The sequence below is a fragment of the Plantactinospora sp. GCM10030261 genome (assembly GCF_042666615.1).
In the GTDB taxonomy this organism is placed as follows: domain Bacteria; phylum Actinomycetota; class Actinomycetes; order Mycobacteriales; family Micromonosporaceae; genus KBS50.
In genome coordinates, this window is sequence record NZ_JBHTDD010000006.1 from 224410 (window position 1) to 243657 (window position 19248).

18 protein-coding genes are annotated in these 19248 nt (G+C 71.4%); 7 read left to right on the plus strand and 11 right to left on the minus strand.

The window, feature by feature from the left end:
- Nucleotides 1-145: 145 nt before the first annotated feature.
- Nucleotides 146-1897, plus strand: a complete 1752-nt coding sequence (locus ACFQUZ_RS10325; protein ID WP_377440719.1) for a hypothetical protein — start codon at nucleotides 146-148, stop codon at nucleotides 1895-1897.
- Between the two features lie 99 nt (nucleotides 1898-1996).
- A complete protein-coding gene (locus ACFQUZ_RS10330) occupies nucleotides 1997-2503 on the plus strand; it encodes a tetratricopeptide repeat protein (protein WP_377440605.1) in 507 nt (168 codons plus the stop codon).
- Nucleotides 2504-2772: 269 nt separating this feature from the next.
- Here ACFQUZ_RS10330 and ACFQUZ_RS10335 read toward each other — a convergent pair whose 3' ends face one another.
- The gene (locus ACFQUZ_RS10335; protein ID WP_377440607.1) at nucleotides 2773-3198 is read right to left on the minus strand and encodes a DUF6196 family protein; all 426 of its coding nucleotides are present in this window, start codon (nucleotides 3196-3198) and stop codon (nucleotides 2773-2775) included.
- A gap of 110 nt (nucleotides 3199-3308) precedes the next feature.
- Complete coding sequence (locus ACFQUZ_RS10340) at nucleotides 3309-4028, minus strand: lytic polysaccharide monooxygenase (RefSeq protein WP_377440608.1); 720 nt, start codon at nucleotides 4026-4028, stop codon at nucleotides 3309-3311.
- A gap of 202 nt (nucleotides 4029-4230) precedes the next feature.
- Here ACFQUZ_RS10340 and ACFQUZ_RS10345 point away from each other — a divergent pair, with 202 nt between their 5' ends.
- A complete protein-coding gene (locus ACFQUZ_RS10345; protein WP_377440610.1) occupies nucleotides 4231-5052 on the plus strand; it encodes an SAM-dependent methyltransferase in 822 nt (273 codons plus the stop codon).
- A gap of 204 nt (nucleotides 5053-5256) precedes the next feature.
- Here ACFQUZ_RS10345 and ACFQUZ_RS10350 read toward each other — a convergent pair whose 3' ends face one another.
- The 9 genes from ACFQUZ_RS10350 to ACFQUZ_RS10390 all read right to left on the minus strand — a co-directional run bounded on the left by ACFQUZ_RS10350 (nucleotide 5257) and on the right by ACFQUZ_RS10390 (nucleotide 14992).
- Nucleotides 5257-6564 (minus strand): thymidine phosphorylase, encoded by a 1308-nt coding sequence (locus tag ACFQUZ_RS10350; RefSeq protein WP_377440612.1) that lies wholly within the window; start codon nucleotides 6562-6564, stop codon nucleotides 5257-5259.
- The gene (locus tag ACFQUZ_RS10355) at nucleotides 6561-7409 is read right to left on the minus strand and encodes an MgtC/SapB family protein (RefSeq protein WP_377440614.1); all 849 of its coding nucleotides are present in this window, start codon (nucleotides 7407-7409) and stop codon (nucleotides 6561-6563) included. Before ACFQUZ_RS10355 ends, ACFQUZ_RS10350 begins: the two co-directional genes overlap by 4 nt.
- Before the next feature lie 44 nt (nucleotides 7410-7453).
- Nucleotides 7454-8116 (minus strand): HAD family hydrolase, encoded by a 663-nt coding sequence (locus ACFQUZ_RS10360; RefSeq protein WP_377440616.1) that lies wholly within the window; start codon nucleotides 8114-8116, stop codon nucleotides 7454-7456.
- Nucleotides 8104-9411, minus strand: coding sequence for a metallophosphoesterase (locus ACFQUZ_RS10365; RefSeq protein ID WP_377440618.1), 1308 nt, complete (start codon nucleotides 9409-9411; stop codon nucleotides 8104-8106). The genes ACFQUZ_RS10360 and ACFQUZ_RS10365 overlap by 13 nt, the downstream gene beginning before the upstream one ends.
- A complete protein-coding gene (locus ACFQUZ_RS10370) occupies nucleotides 9404-10357 on the minus strand; it encodes an ABC transporter permease (protein ID WP_377440620.1) in 954 nt (317 codons plus the stop codon). The genes ACFQUZ_RS10365 and ACFQUZ_RS10370 overlap by 8 nt, the downstream gene beginning before the upstream one ends.
- Entirely contained in the window at nucleotides 10354-11460 is a 1107-nt protein-coding gene (locus tag ACFQUZ_RS10375; RefSeq protein ID WP_377440621.1) for an ABC transporter permease, read from the minus strand. The genes ACFQUZ_RS10370 and ACFQUZ_RS10375 overlap by 4 nt, the downstream gene beginning before the upstream one ends.
- A gap of 2 nt (nucleotides 11461-11462) precedes the next feature.
- The gene (locus ACFQUZ_RS10380; RefSeq protein WP_377440623.1) at nucleotides 11463-12938 is read right to left on the minus strand and encodes an ABC transporter ATP-binding protein; all 1476 of its coding nucleotides are present in this window, start codon (nucleotides 12936-12938) and stop codon (nucleotides 11463-11465) included.
- A 2-nt stretch (nucleotides 12939-12940) separates the two neighbouring features.
- The gene (locus tag ACFQUZ_RS10385) at nucleotides 12941-13966 is read right to left on the minus strand and encodes a BMP family protein (protein WP_377440625.1); all 1026 of its coding nucleotides are present in this window, start codon (nucleotides 13964-13966) and stop codon (nucleotides 12941-12943) included.
- 138 nt (nucleotides 13967-14104) lie between these two features.
- Entirely contained in the window at nucleotides 14105-14992 is an 888-nt protein-coding gene (locus ACFQUZ_RS10390) for a MurR/RpiR family transcriptional regulator (protein WP_377440627.1), read from the minus strand.
- 557 nt (nucleotides 14993-15549) lie between these two features.
- Between ACFQUZ_RS10390 and ACFQUZ_RS10395 the strand changes: the two genes are divergently transcribed.
- The 4 genes from ACFQUZ_RS10395 to ACFQUZ_RS10410 are packed head-to-tail and all read left to right on the plus strand — an operon-like array spanning nucleotide 15550 to nucleotide 19242.
- On the plus strand, nucleotides 15550-16656 hold the full coding sequence (locus tag ACFQUZ_RS10395; protein ID WP_377440629.1) for a substrate-binding domain-containing protein: 1107 nt from the start codon (nucleotides 15550-15552) through the stop codon (nucleotides 16654-16656).
- A 9-nt stretch (nucleotides 16657-16665) separates the two neighbouring features.
- Entirely contained in the window at nucleotides 16666-17562 is an 897-nt protein-coding gene (locus tag ACFQUZ_RS10400; protein ID WP_377440631.1) for a ribokinase, read from the plus strand.
- Nucleotides 17562-17954: a D-ribose pyranase gene (gene rbsD, locus ACFQUZ_RS10405; protein ID WP_377440633.1), complete on the plus strand. Its 393-nt coding sequence runs from the start codon at nucleotides 17562-17564 to the stop codon at nucleotides 17952-17954. The genes ACFQUZ_RS10400 and rbsD overlap by 1 nt, the downstream gene beginning before the upstream one ends.
- Before the next feature lie 13 nt (nucleotides 17955-17967).
- A complete protein-coding gene (locus ACFQUZ_RS10410) occupies nucleotides 17968-19242 on the plus strand; it encodes an ABC transporter substrate-binding protein (RefSeq protein ID WP_377440635.1) in 1275 nt (424 codons plus the stop codon).
- Nucleotides 19243-19248: the final 6 nt, after the last annotated feature.

Sequence of the window (19248 nt, forward strand, 5' to 3'; positions counted from 1 at the left end):
CGTGTCGCCGTCGCGTATGGTGCCCCACCGTTCGTGGCCGGCGGGACGTTGAGCCTCGCCCGGGCGGGCGGTAGCGTAGCGCCGCACTGTGTGTCCCGCGGGAGGCTCCGCCGGCGCGGCGCTCGTGATCGTACGGAGGATGAGCATGTCCCACGGCGACGGGATGGTGGCAATGCGTGGCGGCATGCCTCCGCGGCCCAGCTTCGAGGTCGCTCTGCGCGGCTACGACAAGCGACCGGTGGACCGGTTCGTCGAGCAGACGCAGCATGAGATGGCGGCGTTGGCCATGGCCCGCGACCACGCGGTCGGTCAGGTGCAGAGCCTGACCGTGCAGCTGCAGCAGCTCCAGGCGGAGCTGACCGAGCTGCGCGACCAACCGACCCCGGTGGACCGGGCCGCGTTCCGTGACCTGGGACCGATCGTCGGTCAGATGCTGGCGCTGTCCGAGAAGCAGGCTGAGCTGATCACCGAGACGGCCACCGAGCGGGCCGCGGAACTCACCGGTGAGGCGGAGAGGGTGCTCGCCGAGGCTCGGGAGAAGGCCGCGCAGACGCTGCGGGATCTGGAGCAGGAGATCGCCACCCGGCACGCGGCCCAGGAGAAGGCGCACGACGAACGGCGCGCCGCCGCGCAGGCCGAACTCGCCGAGATGCGGGAACTCGCCGACCGGCTGCGCGCCGAGAGCGAGTCCGCGCACAAGCGGGCGCGGCAGGAGGCCGAGCGGATCAACGAGCAGGCCACCCGGCAGGTCGAGCAGGCGCGCGGCGAGGCCGAAGCGCTTGTGGAGTCCGCCAGGGCGCAGATCCAGCAGGAGATCGAGGCGGCCCGTACGCGTACCCAGCAGGAGCTGGCGCAGTGGCAGGCCGGCGTGGAACGCGAGATCGAGGAACGGCGGGTGGCCGCCGAGCAGGAGCTCACCGAGAGCCGGGCGGCGACCGAGCGGGATCTGGCCCGCCAGCGCACCGAGGCCGAGGAGAAGATCGCCACGTTGATCGCGGAGGGCCAGCAGTACGCGGCGACCGTGCGGCAGCGGGCCGAGGAGCAGATAAGCGACCACCAGCAGCAGCTCACGGCGGTGCAGCAGGAGGTTCGGCTGCGGCGGCAGGCGCTGACCCAGATGCAGGCCGAGCTGGAGACCGCCCAGCAGCGGCTGGCGCAGTCGCGGCAGGAGGCGACGGCCACCGACCGGGAGGTCGGGCAGCTCCAGCGGCGGCTCGACGAGCTGCGCCGGGAGCTGACCGCCGAGGGGACCCGGTTGGCCGAGACGCGGTTGGCCGCCGACGCGGCGGAGCGGCACGCCAAGGAGATCCGGGCCCGGGTGCAGCGGGAGGCGAAGCGGGTGGCCGACCTTGCCGCCGCCGCGGTGATGGCCGCCGCCGCGGGAGGCGCCGAGACCGGCGAGTATCCGCAGGTGCGCTCCTTCCGGTCCGGCGCCCACCGGCTGCCCGACGCGTTCGAACCGGCTCTCGATCGGCCGGACTCGGAGTTGTCGCGACCATCGGACGGTCGCGACAACCGCGCCGAGGCGGCCACCGACCGGGCCGCCGAGCCGTTCAACCACGCCGCACCGAGCGCCGGCCGGGCGCCCGAGCCGACCGACCGGGCCGCCGACGCAGGCATCAACCCGACCGCTGGCGGGGGTGTCGACGCGGCCGCTGGCGGGGGCATCAACCCGACCGCTGGCGGGGGGGTCGACCGGACCGATCCCGGGTCCGACCGGACGCACGGGCCGATCATCGACCGCACCATCGAAACGGCCACCATCCGCGGCCCAGAGCGGGAGCCCGCCCGCAGCAACGGACCGGACGACCGGCGGTCGGCCGACGCCGAGCGGGCGGTCATCGCCGAGCGACCGGCCGACGCACGTCCGGTCGATGAGGTCGCTGCCACCGGCTGACCGCATTCCGGCGGGACGGGCCGGCTCGGATCCACTCCCGGCGATCGTGGATGCTTGGTGCCCCGGGCCGGGCCCGGGATCCACGACGGGAGGAACCGGGTGTTCGAGCAGCTCAGCGCCGATTGGGAGGCGCGCAGTGCTGACCTGTGGGCGGCGATCGACGGGTACGACCCCGAGGAGTTCCGGAGGCGGGTCGACGCGCTCGCCGACGAACTGCCCGCGGATCATCCGGTGGCGGCGTTCGAGCGGGCCTGCGCGTTCGACTCGACCGGGCACTCGGACCGGGCGGTACCGCTCTACCGCCGGGCGCTGGAACTGGGCATCAGCGGCATCCGGCGCCGTCGCACCGTCATCCAGCTCGCCAGTTCGTCGCGCAACGTCGGCCAGGCGCAGGAGAGCGTCGAGCTGTTGTTGGCGGAACGCCGGCGTGGCTCGGACGAGTTGGACGACGCGGTCGCCGCCACCCTGGCGTTGGCGCTGACGAGCGTCGGTCGGGAACGCGAGGCGGTGTCGGTGGCCGTCGGTGCGCTCGCCCCGCACCTGCCCCGATACCAGCGGTCGATGGCCAACTACGCCCGACTGCTTGTGGAGCCGGACGAGGACTGAGCCCGGCCAGGAGAGCGTCGCGTACTCCGCGACGCCCGCCTGACCCGGCTGCGGGCCTGGCGGCCCGCGTTGATCAACACAACGTCGGCGATGGTGCGGTGTCCGTCGACGCCCCAACATCCCCGACCTTGGGCCGATCAAGAACGAACTGGCGCCACGGCTGCGGTCGCCGGTGAACAGCCGAATCTCCCGTGCCTCAGCCTCCCCGAACCGCCCCGGGGCGCGGACCGCTGACCGGGCGCGACGTCGACGGCCCGGAGCGTGGACCGCTAGCGGCGCAGTGCCGCCACGACGTCGATGACCTGTTTCCGCAGGGACGATGGTGCGGCCCAGTAGTCGTAGACGCCGCCCCGGGCGTGGTTGTAGCCGCAGACGACAACGACTCCGGTGCCGAGTTCGCGCTTGAGTGTGCTGGCGAGCCAGCCGACGAATCCGCTGTTGTCGACGTCGGCCGGGAAGTGGAAGGAGAACACGGCGAATCGTTCCGGTTCGTCGCCGGCGGCGGGTCCGAGGCACGACCAGCCGTCGGCGTCGCGTACGACGGCCAGCAGGTCATCGGTCAGTGTCGGCGGTTGGTCCGGTGGTGTTTCGCGGAACGCCCACTCCCCCGGCAGGATGTCGAGGTCGGCCACCGCGATCACGCGGCGTAGCCGCTCGTCGCTCTGGGCGGGTGTCTCGACGCTGATGCTCACCATCGTGTGATCGTCTGACGCGTCCGGGGCCGGGGCAAGTGGCCCGGGTCTTTCTGGTCATCCGGTGGTGGTACGCGCGGATGGCTCGTCGTCCGCGCGTACCACCCGGCTGGTCAGACGCGTTGCCAGAGCGCCGGGACGTTCGGCGGTTCCCAGCCGCTGAGTGCCGTGTGTGCCTGGACGCACCGGTAGGTGCGGCCGTCGTAGGTCACCGTGCTTCCGATCTGGTACGCGGTGCCGGCGGCCCAGGTGCCGCCGCCCGGCAGTGGTGGCGGGGTCGGGGTCGGGTCGGGGTCGGGCGGGGGCGGGGTGGGATCGCCGCCCGGGCCGACCTGCAGGTCGACGCAGGCGTAGAACGCCATGGCGGTGTCGGCGACGTTCCAGCGGGCGAGGACGGTCAGTCGGCCAGTGCGCCCGCCCAGGTTCACGGCGTGGCTCACGGTGGGCGGTGGCTGCCGACCGCCGTCGTTGAAGACCGCGATGCGGGTGCTGCCGACGAAGTACTCCCAGGTGCTTGTGGAGTGTCGGGCGGTGAGGCTCCAGGTGAAGGTCACCGGGTTGCCGACCGAGGTGGCGGGCCAGGGGCGGCTGTTGTCGTTGAGGACGGTGAACCGGCTACCGCCGCCGTTGCACTGGAGCGAGCCCTTGGGCGCCTCGACGCTCTGCGGTTCGTGGACGATGTCGCCGCAGTTGGGCACCCGTCCCTGGGCGCACATGGCCTGGCGGCTCGGTGGGTTGGAGACGTACCCGTGGGCCTGGGCCGGCAGGGCCACGAGCAGGGACGCCAGGACGGCGCCGATGGTGAGGATGGGAAGTGCTGTCCGTCTTCGCATGGGGACCCCTCCCGGAGTCGGTGGTGCGGACCGGTGTGCGACGACGTTAAGGTAAGGTTTCCTAACAGTAAATAGGTATGTCCTCCATCATCCTGTCGCGAGGCTCGCTCGTGTCGAGTTGACCTTATGGACGTTAGGATGAACGCCGCCTGATCGCCGCCTGCGGCGTGCCCTGTCGTCCCCTGCCCCCGGAGGAACCGCAGTGTCCACGAGCGACGTCAGCCCGCCCGGTCACGACCAGCGACTCGACCCCCAGGCGGTGTCCCCGGCCCGGCGGTGGAACTACTGGCTCGGCGGCAAGGACCACTTCCAGGCGGACCGGGAGGCCGGCGACCGGATCGCCCAGGTGTTCCCGTTCATCCGGACGGCGGCCCGCGAGGGGCGTGCGTTCCACGGCCGGGCCATCCGCCACCTGGCCCGGGAGGCCGGCATCCGGCAGTTCCTCGACATCGGCACCGGCCTGCCCGCACCGGACAACACCCACGAGGTCGCGCAGGCCGTCGCGCCCGAATCGCGGGTGGTCTACGTGGACAACGACCCGATGGTGCTGACGCACGCCCGGGCACTGACGGTCGGCACGCCACAGGGCGTCACCCGGTACGTCGACGCGGACCTGCGCGAGCCGGCCACCATCCTGGACGCGCCCGAGGTTGCCGCCACCCTGGACCTCGACAAGCCGGTCGCGATCCTGCTGATCGCCGTCCTGCACTTCATCAAGGACGACGAGCAGGCTCGGGGGGTGGTCGCCGACCTGCTGGCCGCCGTGCCGCCCGGCAGTTACCTGGTGGCCACGCACGGCACCGGCGACTTCATCGATCCGCAGATGGCCGCCAAGTTCACCGCGTTGCTGGCGGCCGGTCAGGTGGACACCTACCCGCGCGACCGGACCGGCTTCGGCGCCTTCTTCGCCGGGCTCGACCTGGTCGACCCCGGCATCGTCCCGGTGAGCGAGTGGCGCCCCGAGAGTGGCGAGCACCCCTCCCCCACCGAGGTCTCCACGTACGCGGCGGTGGGCCGGAAGTAGTCCGCGTTGACCTCGGGCGGGCGGATCGGTAACGTACCCCTCCCCTAGCGACGCCTTTCGCCGAGCTGGGCGGGTGGGACACCTACCCGCTCAATCGACGGAGGCCTCGTGTCCAGTCGTGACTTGCGGCACGGCCGACCGCTGAGACCCGCCGGATCCGTCGGGGGCGTGGCCCCGGCGGGTCCGCTCGCGTCCGGCGACACGTCAGGCGGACACCCGCTCGATGACAAGCGGTGGCCGTTCGACCGGCACACCGGTGGGTTCGATGGTCACCGCCTCCCGCAGCACCGTGGCCGCCTGGTCGAACCGCTCCGGCGTGTCGCTGTGCAGAGTGAACAGTGGCGTGCCGGGTCGCACCGGCAGGCCGGGCCGGACGTGCGTCTCCACCCCGGCCGCGGCCTGTACGGGATCCTCCCTGCGGGCCCGTCCGGCGCCGAGGATCCAGGCAGCCAGCCCGACCGGATAGGCGTCGAGCCTGGTCAGCGTCCCGGCAGTGGACGCGCGGACCACATGCGTCTCGACCGCTGCCGGCAGCGGCGCGTCGGGGTCACCGCCCTGGGCCCGGATCATCCGCCGCCAGCAGTCCATCGCGGACCCGTCCCGCAGCCGCTCGGCGGGATCGATACCCGTGATCCCGCCAATCGCGAGCATCTCCCGGGCCAGTGCGAGGGTCAGCTCGACCACGTCGGCCGGGCCTCCCCCGGCCAGCACCTCGACCGATTCCCGGACCTCGAGCGCGTTGCCGGCGGTCTGCCCGAGGGGGGTGTCCATGTCGGTCAGCAGCGCCACCGTCCGGAGGCCGTGCTCCGCACCGAGCGCGACCATGGTTCTGGCCAGTTCCCGGGCCTGGTCGACGCTCTTGAGGAACGCCCCGGAGCCCACCTTGACGTCGAGGACCAGCCCATCGGTACCTTCCGCGATCTTCTTGCTCATGATGGAGCTGGCGATCAGCGGGATCGACTCCACCGTCGCGGTGACGTCCCGCAACGCGTACAGCTTCCGGTCCGCCGGCGCCAGGTCGCCCGTGGCGGCGCAGATCACGGCACCCACCTCGTCCAACTGGCGAAGCAACTCCGGGCCGGTCAGTGCGGACCGCCAGCCGGGGATCGCCGCCAGTTTGTCCAGCGTGCCACCGGTGTGTCCCAGCCCTCGCCCGGCCAGCTGCGGTACGACCGCCCCGCACGAGGCGACCAGCGGCGCCAGCGGCAACGTGATCTTGTCACCGACGCCGCCGGTGGAATGCTTGTCGACGGCGGGCCGACCGCGAAGGGTCTCGGCGGGTAGCCGGATACGCTCTCCTGAGGCGATCATGGCCTCGGTCCAGCGGGAGATCTCCTGCTGGCACATCCCATTGAACAGGATGGCCATCGCCAGCGCCGACATCTGTTCCTCGGCGACCGTGCCGTCGGTGTAGCCCGCGATCAGCCAGTCGATCTGGTCGTCCGCAAGCACCTGGCCGTCGCGCTTCGCGCGGATCACATCCACCGCCCGCATGGTCACCTCCGCTGTCATGGTTGCCTCCGCCACCACGTTGTCGCTCCGCTCCGCGGCCCTGCCTGCTCTGGCCTGTCCCGGTCCGGCGGCCGCCCCGACCCGCCACGGCTTCGGTTGCGCCACGGCGGATCTCCGAACCGCCGACGCCGCGGCCCACGGGCAGGCGCTCCCGACCGCAGACTCAGCCGCACCACGTCCTGGTGCTCGGCCAATGCCTCGACCGCGGGCACGAGCCGGTCGCTGTTCGTTCGCTTGAGGTCCAGCACCACGGTCCGCACCCCCGGACCCTGGATACCGCCATCCGGTACGGAGATCCGGGCGACGCTGACACCCGTGCCCTCGACGGTGCGCAGGACGTGGTCCAGCATTCCGTCGGCCTGGCGGTAGGCCACCAGGAGCGAGGGTGCCCGACCGGCGATGCCGCGAGCCGCGGGTTTCACCAGCCGCAGCGCGATGAGGACGAGCATGACGGTCGTCAGGCCCACCGCGAGCGGACCGTACGCGCCGGCACCGCCGGCCATGCCGAGTGCCGCGCTGAGCCAGAGTGTGGCGGCGGTGGTGAGGCCCCGGACCACCACGCCGTCCTTGACGATGGCGCCGGCGCCGATGAACCCGATGCCGGAGGCGACCTGCGCCGCCACCCGGGACGGATCCACCATGGCGGCCCGCGGGATGTCGGTGAAGCCATAGGCGCCGCTAATCGCGAACATCGCGGCACCGACTGCCACGAGGGTGTGTGTGCGAATGCCCGCGACGTGGTCGCCGACCTCCCGTTCGAAGCCGATGGCGATTCCGGCCAGGGCAGCGGCGGTGACCCGGAGGACGAGGTCGACGAATCCGATGTCGAGATGCACGGTGGTCATCGCTGCCTCACCGCGTCACGTCGGAGTCAGGCCGCGGGAGTCGGTCATCGCGACGCCGCCGTGCTGAGCACGGCCTCCCGGCCGAGAAGAACTTCGAGGGTTGCCAGGTTCCGGACGACGATCTCGGCTCCCGCCTCGACGAGGGCGGTGGCCGGTCGGTAACCACGACCGAAACCGACCGGATAGGCGCCGGCCTCGACCGCCGATCGCATGTCGTACTCGACGTCCCCCACATAGATCACTACTCCCTGCTCGGCCGCCACGATTCGGCCGAGCGCGGCGGCCTTGTCCCGGACGGAACCGGCGACATCGGCCAGGAGGTGGTCGATGTGCAGCGCACGGGCCTCGTCCCGTACCGTCCCGGGGTCGGCGGCGCTCACCACCACCACCCGGACCCCACGAACCGCTGCCGCCTCCAGGATCTGGATGGCACCCACGCTCAGCGGCGCCGGTTCTCCGGCCATCTCCCTGTTCCACTGGTCCTCGGCCGCGTCGGCTCGCTCCTCCGCAACCCCCAGATGGACGAAGAACCGCCGCATCGGCAGCACGAAGGCGTCGCCGAACTCCGCCTCCGACAACGGGCTCAGGCCGTGTCCGCGAAGTACCTGGTTGGTTGCCCGCCGCGCTCTTGCCGCGTCGTCGACCAGGGTCCCGTTCCAATCGAACGCGAGGACACTCACCGGCCGGCGGCCGATCACAGCGGACATTCTGGTGTGACTCCTTCTTCCAGTGACCTCCGCAGGGAATCCCGCACACCCGCGGCGGCCGGCTCAAACTCAAGATGTCTGTCGAGGTGGGCGGCGAGATCCACCGACGAGTAGCGGGTGATCGCCACGCCTACCGTGCCGCGACGGTCGGGGACCGACCAGCAGGCCAGGTCCTTTCGACGGCGTAGCCGGTCGAACTCCCGCTCGGTGATGACCGTGCGGACCACCGAGTCGTCCTGGTACGGAACGAGGCGCAGGACGTCCGCCTCGCTTACCGGACCGGCGGCGAGGAAGGCGACGGCACCGTCGACGGGGGGCTGACCGGTGGCCATCTCCCAGCAGCCGAAGACACCGCCGTCGGTGCCGTTGCGACGGGCGATGGCGGCAGCCACGTAACGCGGTAGGGAGTGGTCGCTGCCGGGCCGGTTGACGAGGGTGTGCGGCAGGTGACCCAGCAACCGCCCGGCCGCGGCGGTGACGAGGTCGGCACCGAACCCGGTCCAGTCGGAACAGGGGGTCGGGACGCGGCCGGTGAGCCGGCTGACCGCAAGGTTCCGGTCGAACTCGGCGATGCCGATCTCGGCGCCGAAGGCCCACGGCTGGAGCACGGGGATTCCGTGCAGCCGGCCGATCCAGCGGCCCAGGGTGTGCCCGGCGACGATCAGATCGGGGGTGACCTGCCAGGCCCCGATCTGATCGGCGAATCGTCGGGGCAGCTGCCGTGCCCCGTTGCCGTCCGGCCGCCAGTCAACTCCGTCGTGGACCGCCGCGACGACGACGTCCGCCCCGTCGGCTCGTAACCGGTGTACTCCCTCGGCGGTCGCCTCGGCGACCGTGATCAGTTCGGTGGCCGGCTCCCGCACCAACCGGAACAGGTCGGGTGTGGTGCAGCCGACCACCCCGACCGCGACGCCGGACGCGTCGAGCATCGCGGTGGCGGGTAACCCGCTGTCCGGGTGGTTGGCGCAGAGCATCGGAGCTGAGATTCGCCGGGCAGCCGACCGCAGATGTGGTGTTCCCCAGTCGAACTCGTGGTTCCCCGCGACGACGACGTCGGGACCGAGCGAGTCCATGGCGGTGAAGCCACCGTATCCGTCGGTCAGCGTGCTGATCGCCCCACCCTGGGCGAAGTCGCCCGCGTCGATCCAAACGGCCGGGGTTTCGGCTCGTAGCTGGTCGACAGTGGCCCGGATCGCCGCACCGCCGGGCAGAGAACCGTAACCGGTCGGCCACGGATGAAAGGAACCCAGCAGGTCGTTTGTCGCCCCGATCCGGAGCCGGACGCCGTCACGCATGAGCCCGACGCCCCTCGGCGGCGCCCGCCCACGACTCGTCCGACGCTCGGGAGACGCGAACCGACCACACTCGCGCCACGAGCAGGACGACAAGCGCGGCGGCGTACGGCAGCACGTAGCTGAGTTCCGAGGGCAGGCCCTCGGACTGCAGGGACAGGCCGAGGACGTCGAAGACGGCGAACCCGACGGAGAGCGGAAGCAGGGTCCAGGCGCGTCTGGCCGCGATCAGCACCATGGCGAGGGCGACGAAGCCGCGGCCGGAGGTCATGTTCTCGGAGAACTGCGCCACGTCGCCGAGGGCGAGTTGGGCACCGCCGAGTCCCACCAGCGCGCCCCCGACGAGCAGCGCCACCGACCGGGTGCGGCGGACCGACACGCCCGAGGCTTCGGCTATCTCCGTGCGCAACCCGACCGCCCGCAGGGCCATCCCGGATCGGGTGAAGCCGAGCCAGACCACCACGGCGGCGGTGAGGAGCCAGGCTGAGTACGTCAGCACGGTGCGACCGCTGAGCACGGTACCGAGCCACGGCACGGCGTCCACCCCGGGCAGGTCCACTCTGGGCAGCGGACGCACGCGTTGGGAGGTGAATCCGCCGCGGATGTCGAAGAACCACTGCAGCAGCAGCGCGGTGCCACCGAGCCCGAGGAGGTTGACCGCGAGGCCGACGAGCAACACGTCAGCGCGTAACCAGACGGCGGCCACGGCAAGGATTCCGGTCACCAGAATGCCGGCGGCCAGGGCGCTGACGACGCCGATGGTCCAGTTGGTGGCCCAGAAACCGCCGGCTACGGCCGCGAAGCAACCGAAGATCATGGTGCCCTCCAGGCCGATGTTGAAGACGCCGGACCGGATACAGAGATATCCGCCGAGCGCCACCAGCAGCAGCGAGGTCGCCGCGTCGAGGGTGCGCGCCCAGATGACGGCGCTGGTCATCAGTTCGATCACGACGGAACACCTCCAGTGGTCGCCGGTTGTCCGGCGGGGCGGGGCTCGGGTGGTTCCGGTGGTTCCGGTTTCCCCGCCCGGAGCCGGTCGGCGCCCGAGGCGCGTCCCCGGCCGTACGCCACGGCGATCATCACTACGGCCTGGACAACCAGGCTGAGCCGGCTGGAGACGCCGACCGCGCGCTCGACGCCGAGCAGACCCGTCTGCAGGGAGGCGAGGAACAACGCGCCGGGCAGCAGCAACAGCGTGCCCGTGGGGACGAGGATGGCGAGAATGACGCCGGTCCAGGCGTATGACGCCGAACCGCCGACCGTGCCGTCGATGTAGCGCAGGAACACGCCGAGGACCTGGACGCCGCCAGCCAGGCCGCACAGGGCGCCAGTCATCACGGTGACCCGCAGCTCATAGCCGCGCCGCGGGGTGCCGGAGGCGGCGGCGAACTTCGGGTTCTGCCCGTAGAGCCGCAGCCGGTGGCCGGCACGGGACTGGTTCATCACCCACCAGTAGGCCAGGCAGGCGACGGCCGCCAGCAGCACGCCCGCGTGGAAGCTGCTCTGTGGGACGAGCAGCGGTAGTCGGGCCGGCACCAGCCGGGTCTCGATGATGCCGAGCGCGGTCGGATCCCGGAACACCCGGGTGGTGAGCAGGGTGGCCAGCCCGTCGGCGAGGTAGTTCATGATCAGGGAGAGGACGAGAATGTCGAGCGCGGCCAGCACCGCGCCCGCGGCGATGAGTCCGGCCCAGACGGCGCCGACCGCCGCCGAGACGGCCAGGGTGATCAGCACGTTGAACCATGGTGGCCCGGGCACCACGGGTGCGGTCGCTCCGGCGGCGACGGCACCGATGACAAACATGCCGGGCTGTCCGAGATTGAAGATGCCGGCCCGGAACGAGATGCTGGCGGCGATGCCGATGAGCAGGATTGGTGCCGCCGCCGCCACGGTGGCACCCCAGGACGTGCCGGACCCATACGCCCCGTCGACGAACGCCTCGGCGGCGGCAGGCAGGTTCGCCGGCCCCGCTACCCCGGCGATGACGACACCGGCCAGGGCCAGGCCGATGAGCAGGGCGACGGCGATGGTACGGCTGGTACGCGGGTCCATCACTACGCCACCGTTTCCGTCGCCGCCGGTTCGTCTTCGATGCCGCCCATCAGGGCACCGAGGCGGGCCCGGGAGAACTGGGCGCGGGGCAGCTCGCCGACCACCGCGCCCCGGTACAGCACCACGATCCGGTCGCTGACCTCGAACAGCTCGTCCAGGTCAGCGGAGACCAGCAGGACCGCGCCGCCGTCATCGGCGAAGTGGCGCAGCCGGCCACGGATGATCCGGGCCGCTTTGAAGTCCACGCCGCGGGTGGGTTCGTGGGCCAGGACGACAGATCCACCGGAGCCCAACTCGCGGGCGACGACGAGGCGTTGGAGGTTGCCACCGGACAGTTCGCCCGCGCGTTGGTCGATCCCGGCGCAGACCACCCCGCCGTCCTCGACCACCCTGGTCGCGTACCGTCGCATGGCCGCCGGTCGGATCCGGAACCGGCCGGTGAGGGCCGGCGCGGGCTCGGTGGTGAGGACGTTGTCCCGGATGCTGGCGGTAACCGCGCTGCCCCATTGACGGACGTCGGCGGGAATCATCCGCAGGCCGGCGGCGCGTCGAGCCCTCGTCGACCACCGGTCCGCCACCGTGCCCCCGATTCGGACCCCGCCACGGTGACGGTGCTGGGCGAGTCCGCAGATCTGTTCCACCAGGTGCTCCTGGCCGTTGCCGGCGACGCCGGCCACGCCCAGCACCTCGCCGCCGCGCACCTCGACCTTCCCGGCTCCGATCCCGGCGGAGAGCAGGACCGGCGCGTCGACGGGGACGGCTCGGTCGCGCTCCGGCCGGTGCGCCGCGGTGTCCCCCTCCGCCACGCCCACCATCGCCGAGGCGATCTCCGTGCTGGAGAAGGGCCGCTCGTCCCAGCGCCGCACGGTCCGGCCATGCCGGATCACCGTGACGGCGTCGCAGAGCGCCTCGATCTCCCGCAGCTTGTGGGTGATGAGCACGATCGACTGGCCGTCGGCGGCGAGGCGGCGCAGCAGGCTGAACAGGGCGTCGACCTCGTTCGGCGTCAACAGCGCGGTCGGCTCGTCCATGAGGATCACCCCGGCCCGGCGGTACAGCACCCGCAGGATCTCCATGCGCTGCTGCAACGCCAGCGGCAGCAGCGCGGCCTCGGCCCGCAACGGGATCGACAGTTGGACCTGGTCCATCAGCGCGGTGATGTCCGCGGCCGCCCGGCGGCGGTCGATCAGGCCGCGGCGCACCGGTTCCGCACCGAAGACGATGTTGTCGAGGACGGAGAACTCCGGCACGGTGGACAGTTGTTGCCGGACGAGACCGGGGCGGACGGCGAGGTCGACCGTCCCCGCGTCAGCCGAGTCCTCTCCCATGACGACCTTCATGAGGGTGGTCTTGCCGGCACCGTTCTCGCCGACCAGGCCGTGGATTGTGCCCCGTTCCACGCGCAGGTCCGCACCGTCCAGGGCACGCACCGTGCCGAAGCTCTTGCGGACCTGCCGGCACTCCAGTACGACGCCCACGCCTACTGCCCAGCCAACGGATTCCGTACCACGACCCGGCCAGCCACAATGTCGTCGTACGCCTGCTTCACGGCCTCGGTGACCTCCGGCGGCACCTTGCCGGCGAACCTCCCCGACGTCGTGGTGAACGGGTCGAAGGCGAACACGTCGTCCCTGAGCCGGAGGTCCCGCGTCCCGCCTTCGGCGCCGGTGTCCTGACTCTCCCGGAAGAGCAGGATCACCGAGTCGGCCACCTTCTGCTGCATCGTGAACAGCACACCGGCTTCGCCGGCCTTCGTCGCTTCGTCGGGGTCGATCGCGACCACCGAGAAGTCGTTCTTCACGGAGTCGGAGATGATGCCGAGGTTGGATCCGGACGCCGGCAGGATGATGTCGGCGCCCTGTTGCTTCTGCGCGATCGCCAGCGTCAGCGCCTTGGCGGGGTCGGAGAACGATCCGACGTAGTTGACAAGCACCTTGACGTCCGGGTTCACCGCCTTGGCGCCCTCCTCATAGCCGGCCTGCCAGCGCTTGAGCGGCGGGATGTCCATGCCGAAGACCGCGCCGATGGTGCCGGACCGGGAGAGCTTGGCCGCCGCCACTCCGGCCACGTAGGTGGCCTCCTCGACGGCCCAGGTGTAGGAACGGACGTTGGGCAGGGCCACCTCCGCGTCGATGATGGCGAACTGCTGATCCGGGAACTCCTTGGCCACCTGCGTCATCGCCTCGGCCGCGGTGAAGCCGACGCTCGCGATGACCTTCTTGCACTTCTGCTGGGCGAAGGCACGGAAGTTGTCGGCGATCGCCGGCGGTGTCGCCGATTCGACGGAGTCGATCTTGACGCCGAGGTCGGTCCTCGCCCGTTTGACCCCGTCCTCGGCCCACTGCTCGAACAGGCTGCTACCGATGGTGGCCGCGTGCACGAAGGCGTACCCGCAGTCGTCCGTGGTCTTCCCGGCTGATCCGCCGCTGGGGGTGGTTTCCGTGCTGCAGGCCGCTGTGCCGGTGAGGGCGAGGGCCGCGAGCACGGCGGCCGCTGTGCGTCTCATGGTCGTGTCTCCTTGAGGGTCGAGGGGGGCGTCGGTCCGCCCCGGACTACGGCCGGTGCGGTGGCCGCTGGTGATCGGTCGGGGCCGGCACGCGAGGGGCCGCGACGCGTGCCGGACGGGAGTGTCGGGCGGTGGTCATCAGAACCGGTGCTCCGCGAGCACCCCGCCGGTCAGTTCCAGCGCGGCCGACGCCGCCGCTGGCCGTCGCAGGGCCAGCGACACGAACATCGCGTCGAGAACTGACAGGTGTGCGATCCGGCTGGCCATCGCCTCGATCCGGAAGGAGGTCTCCCGGCTGCCGGCGACGAGCGCCGTGTCGACCACCGCGGTCAGCGGTGATCTGGCGAAACTGGTGACGGCGATGGTCGTCGCCCGGACGTGCCGAGCTGCCTCGACCGCCGCCACGGTTTCCCGTGTCGAGCCCGTGTGGCTCACGGCGAGGCAGACGTCGGACGGGCCGAGCAGCCGGGCAGCGACGTGCTGGACATGGGCATCCGGGTACGCGTCCGCGTGCATGCCGATGGTCATCAGTCGGTATGCGAAGTCCTGCGCCAGCGGGGCCGAGGTTCCGACGCCGACGACAAGCACCCGGCTCGCCTCGTGCAGCCGGGTGACAGCGGTCTCCAGCCGCACGCCGTCCAGGGTGGACGTGACGTCCCGAAGTGCCTCCGCGTCGGAGGCGATGATCTTCGCGAGGACCTCCATCGGACCGTCGGCCGACCCGATTCGGGGTTCCACGACGGTATCGGCGCCGAGTTCCCTGGCGATGGCCAACTTGAGATCGTGGAAGCCGCGCAGCCCGAGGCGTTGGCAGAACCGCACGACTGTCGAGGAGGCGGTTCCCGCCTCTGCCGCCAGGTCGCTGATCGTCAGGTGGATAACCGCCGCCGGATTCGCGAGGACCGCGTCCGCTACCCGCCGGTCGCCACGCTGGTAGCGAGGTTGTTCGGCGCGGATCCGGGCCAGGACCTGTCGATGGTCCGGCCGATGCGATTCGGCCGGTGCCGCTGGGTCGACTGCCGCCATGACGCCTCCTGGATCTGAATTCCCGATCAAGCTAGCTCATTCTGGAGCGGAGTTCCAGAGGCCGTTCGGTACGAAAATTTGAGTCGGTATCCCGAAGGCGCCTACAGCCACCAGGGCCAGCACCGCGCAACTGCCTCTTCGTCGCTTTCTTCCAGTTCAGAGGGGAACTGGCAGAGCCAGACAGATGACGGTTGGGCGGTCGCGGCGCGCCGGACCATCGCCCGGCGACCATCAGGATTCAACCAGGAGCCATCTGGAATTCAGTTCCTGTAAGGCGTGCGGACCATCGCGGAACAGCTGGCAGCCGGACCGTTGCGACGAACAGTGGAGGGAGTCGAACGGAGCCGCGGGCAACGTCGAGCCGGAACCCCGCCCGGCGGCACCCGGCACCTCGCGCGATCTACGTTTCAGCAGTTCACAGGTTTTCGGGGGTGTTGACGCGGGGTGACGGGCACCGTAAAGTCCCCCCAACTGCGGTAGCGCTTACGCAGCCGTCCGACAGTTGCGTAAACGCTTACGCGCCGGTCGGTCCCCCACCGAAAGGACGGACGAACGCCATGGTGACCGTGTACGACGTCGCGCAACGGGCCGGTGTCTCCATCGCCACCGTGTCCCGGGCGCTCAACGACCGGTCCCGGATCTCCGCGCAGACCCGGCAACGCGTGCTCGCGGTGGCCGCGGAACTCGGCTACCAGCCCAACGACGTGGCCCGCAGCCTGGTCGGCAAGGCCACCCAGACGATCGCACTGCTGCTGCCGGACATCGCCAACCCCTTCTTCCCGGAACTCGTCAAGGGCGTGCAGACGGTGGCGGACCAGCGCGGGCATCTGCTCTTGCTCTGCCCCAACGCGGACGACGAGGAGAAGGCGATAAGCGACCTGGCGCTGCTGCGCCGCAAACAGGTCGACGGGATCATCCTGGTCACCGGCGCGCTCAGCGGCGAACGGTTCGCCCCGGCCGCCGCCGGGCTGCCCGTCGTGCTGATGGACCGGGCCATCGCCGTACCGCACGCCTCGCTCGTGGCGGTCGACCACCGCGCCGGTGCGCGCCTCGCCACCGAGCACCTGCTCGCCCTCGGGCACCGGCGGATCGCCCACCTGGCCGGGCCGGCCAACCTGCCGGTGACGGCAGAACGGCAGGCGGGCTGGGCGGACGCCCTCCGCGCAGCCGGGGTGGATCCGGACGATTGCCCCGTCCTGCCCGGCGACTTCCAGGAGGACGGCGGGTGGGCGGCCGGCCGGACGCTTATCGGCCAGCGGGACCGGTTCACCGCGGTGTTCGCGGCCAACGACCTGAGCGCCATCGGTCTGCTCGCCGCCTTCACCGACGCCGGCGTCCGGGTGCCCGCCGAGGTCAGTGTGGTCGGCTTCGACGGCATCCACCTCAGCGCGTACATCACCCCCAAGCTCACCACGGTCGCGCAGCCGATCTTCGAGTTGGGTCAGCGGGCCGCCGAGGTGCTGCTCGACCGGATCGCCGGCAACGCCACCCCCACCGATCCGATCATCCTCACCACCACACTGATCGCCGGAGGCAGCACCGCACCCCCGCCGGGCAGCACCACAACCGCGACCCCGGCGGGCAGCACCGCACCGCGGCCCGCGACCACCGCGCCCTCGCCAGCGGACACCCCGCCCGTCCGTCCCGCCGCCACGACCACCTGAGGAGTTCCCGTGCCCGACATCGTCGTCTTCGGCAGCCTCAACGCCGACCTGGTGCTGGAGGTGCCGGCCCTGCCCACCGCCGGGCAGACCGTGCTGGGCGGGCGGCTGCGCACGAACAGTGGCGGCAAGGGCGCCAACCAGGCGGTCGCCGCCGCCGTCCACGCCGGACCGGGCGGGCCGTCGGTGCGGATGGTCGGCCGGGTCGGCGACGACGAGCACGGCCGCCGGATGCGCGCCGACCTGGCCGCCGCCGGGGTGGACACCCGGCACGTCGCCGTCGACGCCGCCGAACCCAGCGGCACCGCACTGATCCTGGTCGACGGCGCCGGGGAGAACATGATCGCGGTAGCACCCGGCGCCAACGCCGCGGTCGACGCCGGTGACGCGGACCGGGCCGTCGCCCGGCTCCACCCCGGTGACGTGGTGCTGTGCCAACTGGAGGTGCCGCTGTCCGCGACGGCGGCGCTGGTGGCCGGCGCCCGATCGGCCGGAGCCCGGTCGGTGTGCAACGCCGCCCCCGCCACCGCGCTGGACCCCGAGGTGCTCGCCGCCCTGGACGTGCTGGTGGTCAACGAGCCCGAGGCGCGGATCGTCCTCGGCCTCGACGCGCCGACCCCGGTCGGCGCCGCCGAAGCCGCCCGGCGCTCCGGGTGCGCCGTGGTGGTGACCCTCGGCGGCGCCGGCGCCGTGTGGGCCACGCCGGACGGCGCGTCGGGCCACCACCCGGCCCCGTCCGTGCCGGTCGTCGACACCGTGGGCGCCGGGGACGCCTTCACCGGCGCCCTGACCGTGCTCCTGGCGACCGGTGCCGACCTGGACCGGGCCGTGGCCGCCGGGGTTACCGCCGGATCCGCGGCGGTCACCCGAGCCGGCGCCCGGACGGCCGATCCGGCCGGGGTGCGCTGATGCTGCGCGACCACCAGATCCTCAACCCGGCGTTGCTGCACGCGCTGGCCGGACTGGGACACACCGACGTCCTGGTCATCGCCGACGCTGGCCTGCCCGTCCCGGTCGGGGTCCGGCTCATCGACCTGAGCCTCACCCCCGGCGTTCCGTCCCTGTCCGAGGTGACCCGGGCCGTCCTGGCCAGCCTGCCGGTCGAGCGGGTCGTCGTCGCCACCCAGTCCGCCGACTCCCCGGTGGCCGACGCGCTGGACCGGCTCTGCGCCGGCCTCCCGGTGCGCACCGTCGACCACAGCGATTTCAAGTCCCTCACCCATTCGGCGCGCGTGATCATCCGAACCGGCGAGTGCACCCCGTACGCGAATCTCGCCCTGATCGCGGGCGTGACCTTCTAGAAGGAGTCCCCTCATGTCCCGTTCCGTCAACCGGCGCACATTCCTGCGCCTGTCCGCCCTCGGTGCCGGCGCTGTCGCCGCCGGACCCGCCCTCAGCGCCTGCTCCAACGGTCCCTCCGGGGGCAGCGACGGGGACGACAAGACCATCGTGTACGCCGTTCAGGCGTTCAGCCACGACGCCATCCGGCCGATCATTGACGAGTTCACCAACCAGAGTGGCATCACGGTACGGCTGGAAGGCGGGCCGGCCTCCGGGCAGGATCTGCTCACCCAGCTCGTCCCGGCGTTCAACTCGGGCACCACACCGTACGACGTGGTGGACGCCGACGACCCGGCCGGTGCCGCGTTCGTCGCCGGCGACTGGTTCGAGCCGCTGGACGACGCGCTCGGCGCCGAGTTCACCGACGACCTGACGCCGGGCATGGCGGAGTCGATGAAGACCTGGAACACCAAGGACGGCAAGACCTACCGCGTCTACCACAACTGGGAGATCGGCTACAACTGGCTGCGGGCGGACGTGCTGGCCGCGCAGGGACTGAAGACGCCGACGACGTGGGAGGAACTGGTCTCGGTCGGCACCGAGGTCAAGCAGAAGACCGGCATGTACGCCTTCGCCGACGCCGCCAGCAAGCCTGGGTTGACCTTCGTCTACCTGGCGTACCTGGCCGCCCAGGCCGGCGGTGACCTGTACTCCTTCGACGACGGCACCCGCCGGGCCTTCGAGTTCGCCAAGCAGCTCATCGACCGTGAGCTGTTCCCGAAGGAGGCGTTGACCTGGACCTATGACCAGCTCAACGCCTCGTACATGGGCGACAAGCTGCTGTCGATGCGGCAGTGGACGTTCTTCGAGGGGGTGGCCGAGGCGAACACCGGGTGGACGAAGCCGGAGAAGATCCAGGTGGTGGCGCCGCCCGCCGGACCCGGTGGCGCGAAGACCTGGGCCGGCGGCTGGGGCTACGCGGTGCCGAAGGCCAGCCCCAGGAAGGAGCAGGCCAAGGAGTTCGTGAAGTACATGTCCTCACCCGAGGTCGCGGTGCGGTTGGCCGAGGCCAGTTCGTTCTTCGTGACCGCCCGCACCAGCGTCCTCGACAAGCTGGGCGACTCGGGAATCGTCAAGGCGATGAAGGAGTACAGCGAGGCCGGCTACGTCACGCCGCGGCCCTTCCACCCGCAGGCCGCCCGGGCGGAGACCGTCATCGACGACATCGGGCAGGCGTACCTGACCGGTCAGATGGACCTGAACACCGCGATGACCGAGGGCGCCAAGCGAATCTCCGCCCTGTCCTGACCCGAC

What these genes read in the sequence shown, in the direction of transcription:
- ACFQUZ_RS10395 (WP_377440629.1), top strand. Translation starts at nt 15,550, where the DNA reads ATGGTGACCGTGTACGACGTCGCGCAACGGGCCGGTGTCTCCATCGCC.
- ACFQUZ_RS10325 (WP_377440719.1), top strand. Translation starts at nt 146, where the DNA reads ATGTCCCACGGCGACGGGATGGTGGCAATGCGTGGCGGCATGCCTCCG.
- ACFQUZ_RS10355 (WP_377440614.1), bottom strand. Translation starts at nt 7,409, where the DNA reads ATGACCACCGTGCATCTCGACATCGGATTCGTCGACCTCGTCCTCCGG.
- ACFQUZ_RS10410 (WP_377440635.1), top strand. Translation starts at nt 17,968, where the DNA reads ATGTCCCGTTCCGTCAACCGGCGCACATTCCTGCGCCTGTCCGCCCTC.
- ACFQUZ_RS10340 (WP_377440608.1), bottom strand. Translation starts at nt 4,028, where the DNA reads ATGCGAAGACGGACAGCACTTCCCATCCTCACCATCGGCGCCGTCCTG.
- ACFQUZ_RS10335 (WP_377440607.1), bottom strand. Translation starts at nt 3,198, where the DNA reads ATGGTGAGCATCAGCGTCGAGACACCCGCCCAGAGCGACGAGCGGCTA.
- ACFQUZ_RS10375 (WP_377440621.1), bottom strand. Translation starts at nt 11,460, where the DNA reads ATGGACCCGCGTACCAGCCGTACCATCGCCGTCGCCCTGCTCATCGGC.
- ACFQUZ_RS10365 (WP_377440618.1), bottom strand. Translation starts at nt 9,411, where the DNA reads ATGCGTGACGGCGTCCGGCTCCGGATCGGGGCGACAAACGACCTGCTG.
- ACFQUZ_RS10350 (WP_377440612.1), bottom strand. Translation starts at nt 6,564, where the DNA reads ATGACAGCGGAGGTGACCATGCGGGCGGTGGATGTGATCCGCGCGAAG.
- ACFQUZ_RS10390 (WP_377440627.1), bottom strand. Translation starts at nt 14,992, where the DNA reads ATGGCGGCAGTCGACCCAGCGGCACCGGCCGAATCGCATCGGCCGGAC.
- ACFQUZ_RS10360 (WP_377440616.1), bottom strand. Translation starts at nt 8,116, where the DNA reads ATGTCCGCTGTGATCGGCCGCCGGCCGGTGAGTGTCCTCGCGTTCGAT.
- ACFQUZ_RS10385 (WP_377440625.1), bottom strand. Translation starts at nt 13,966, where the DNA reads ATGAGACGCACAGCGGCCGCCGTGCTCGCGGCCCTCGCCCTCACCGGC.
- rbsD (WP_377440633.1), top strand. Translation starts at nt 17,562, where the DNA reads ATGCTGCGCGACCACCAGATCCTCAACCCGGCGTTGCTGCACGCGCTG.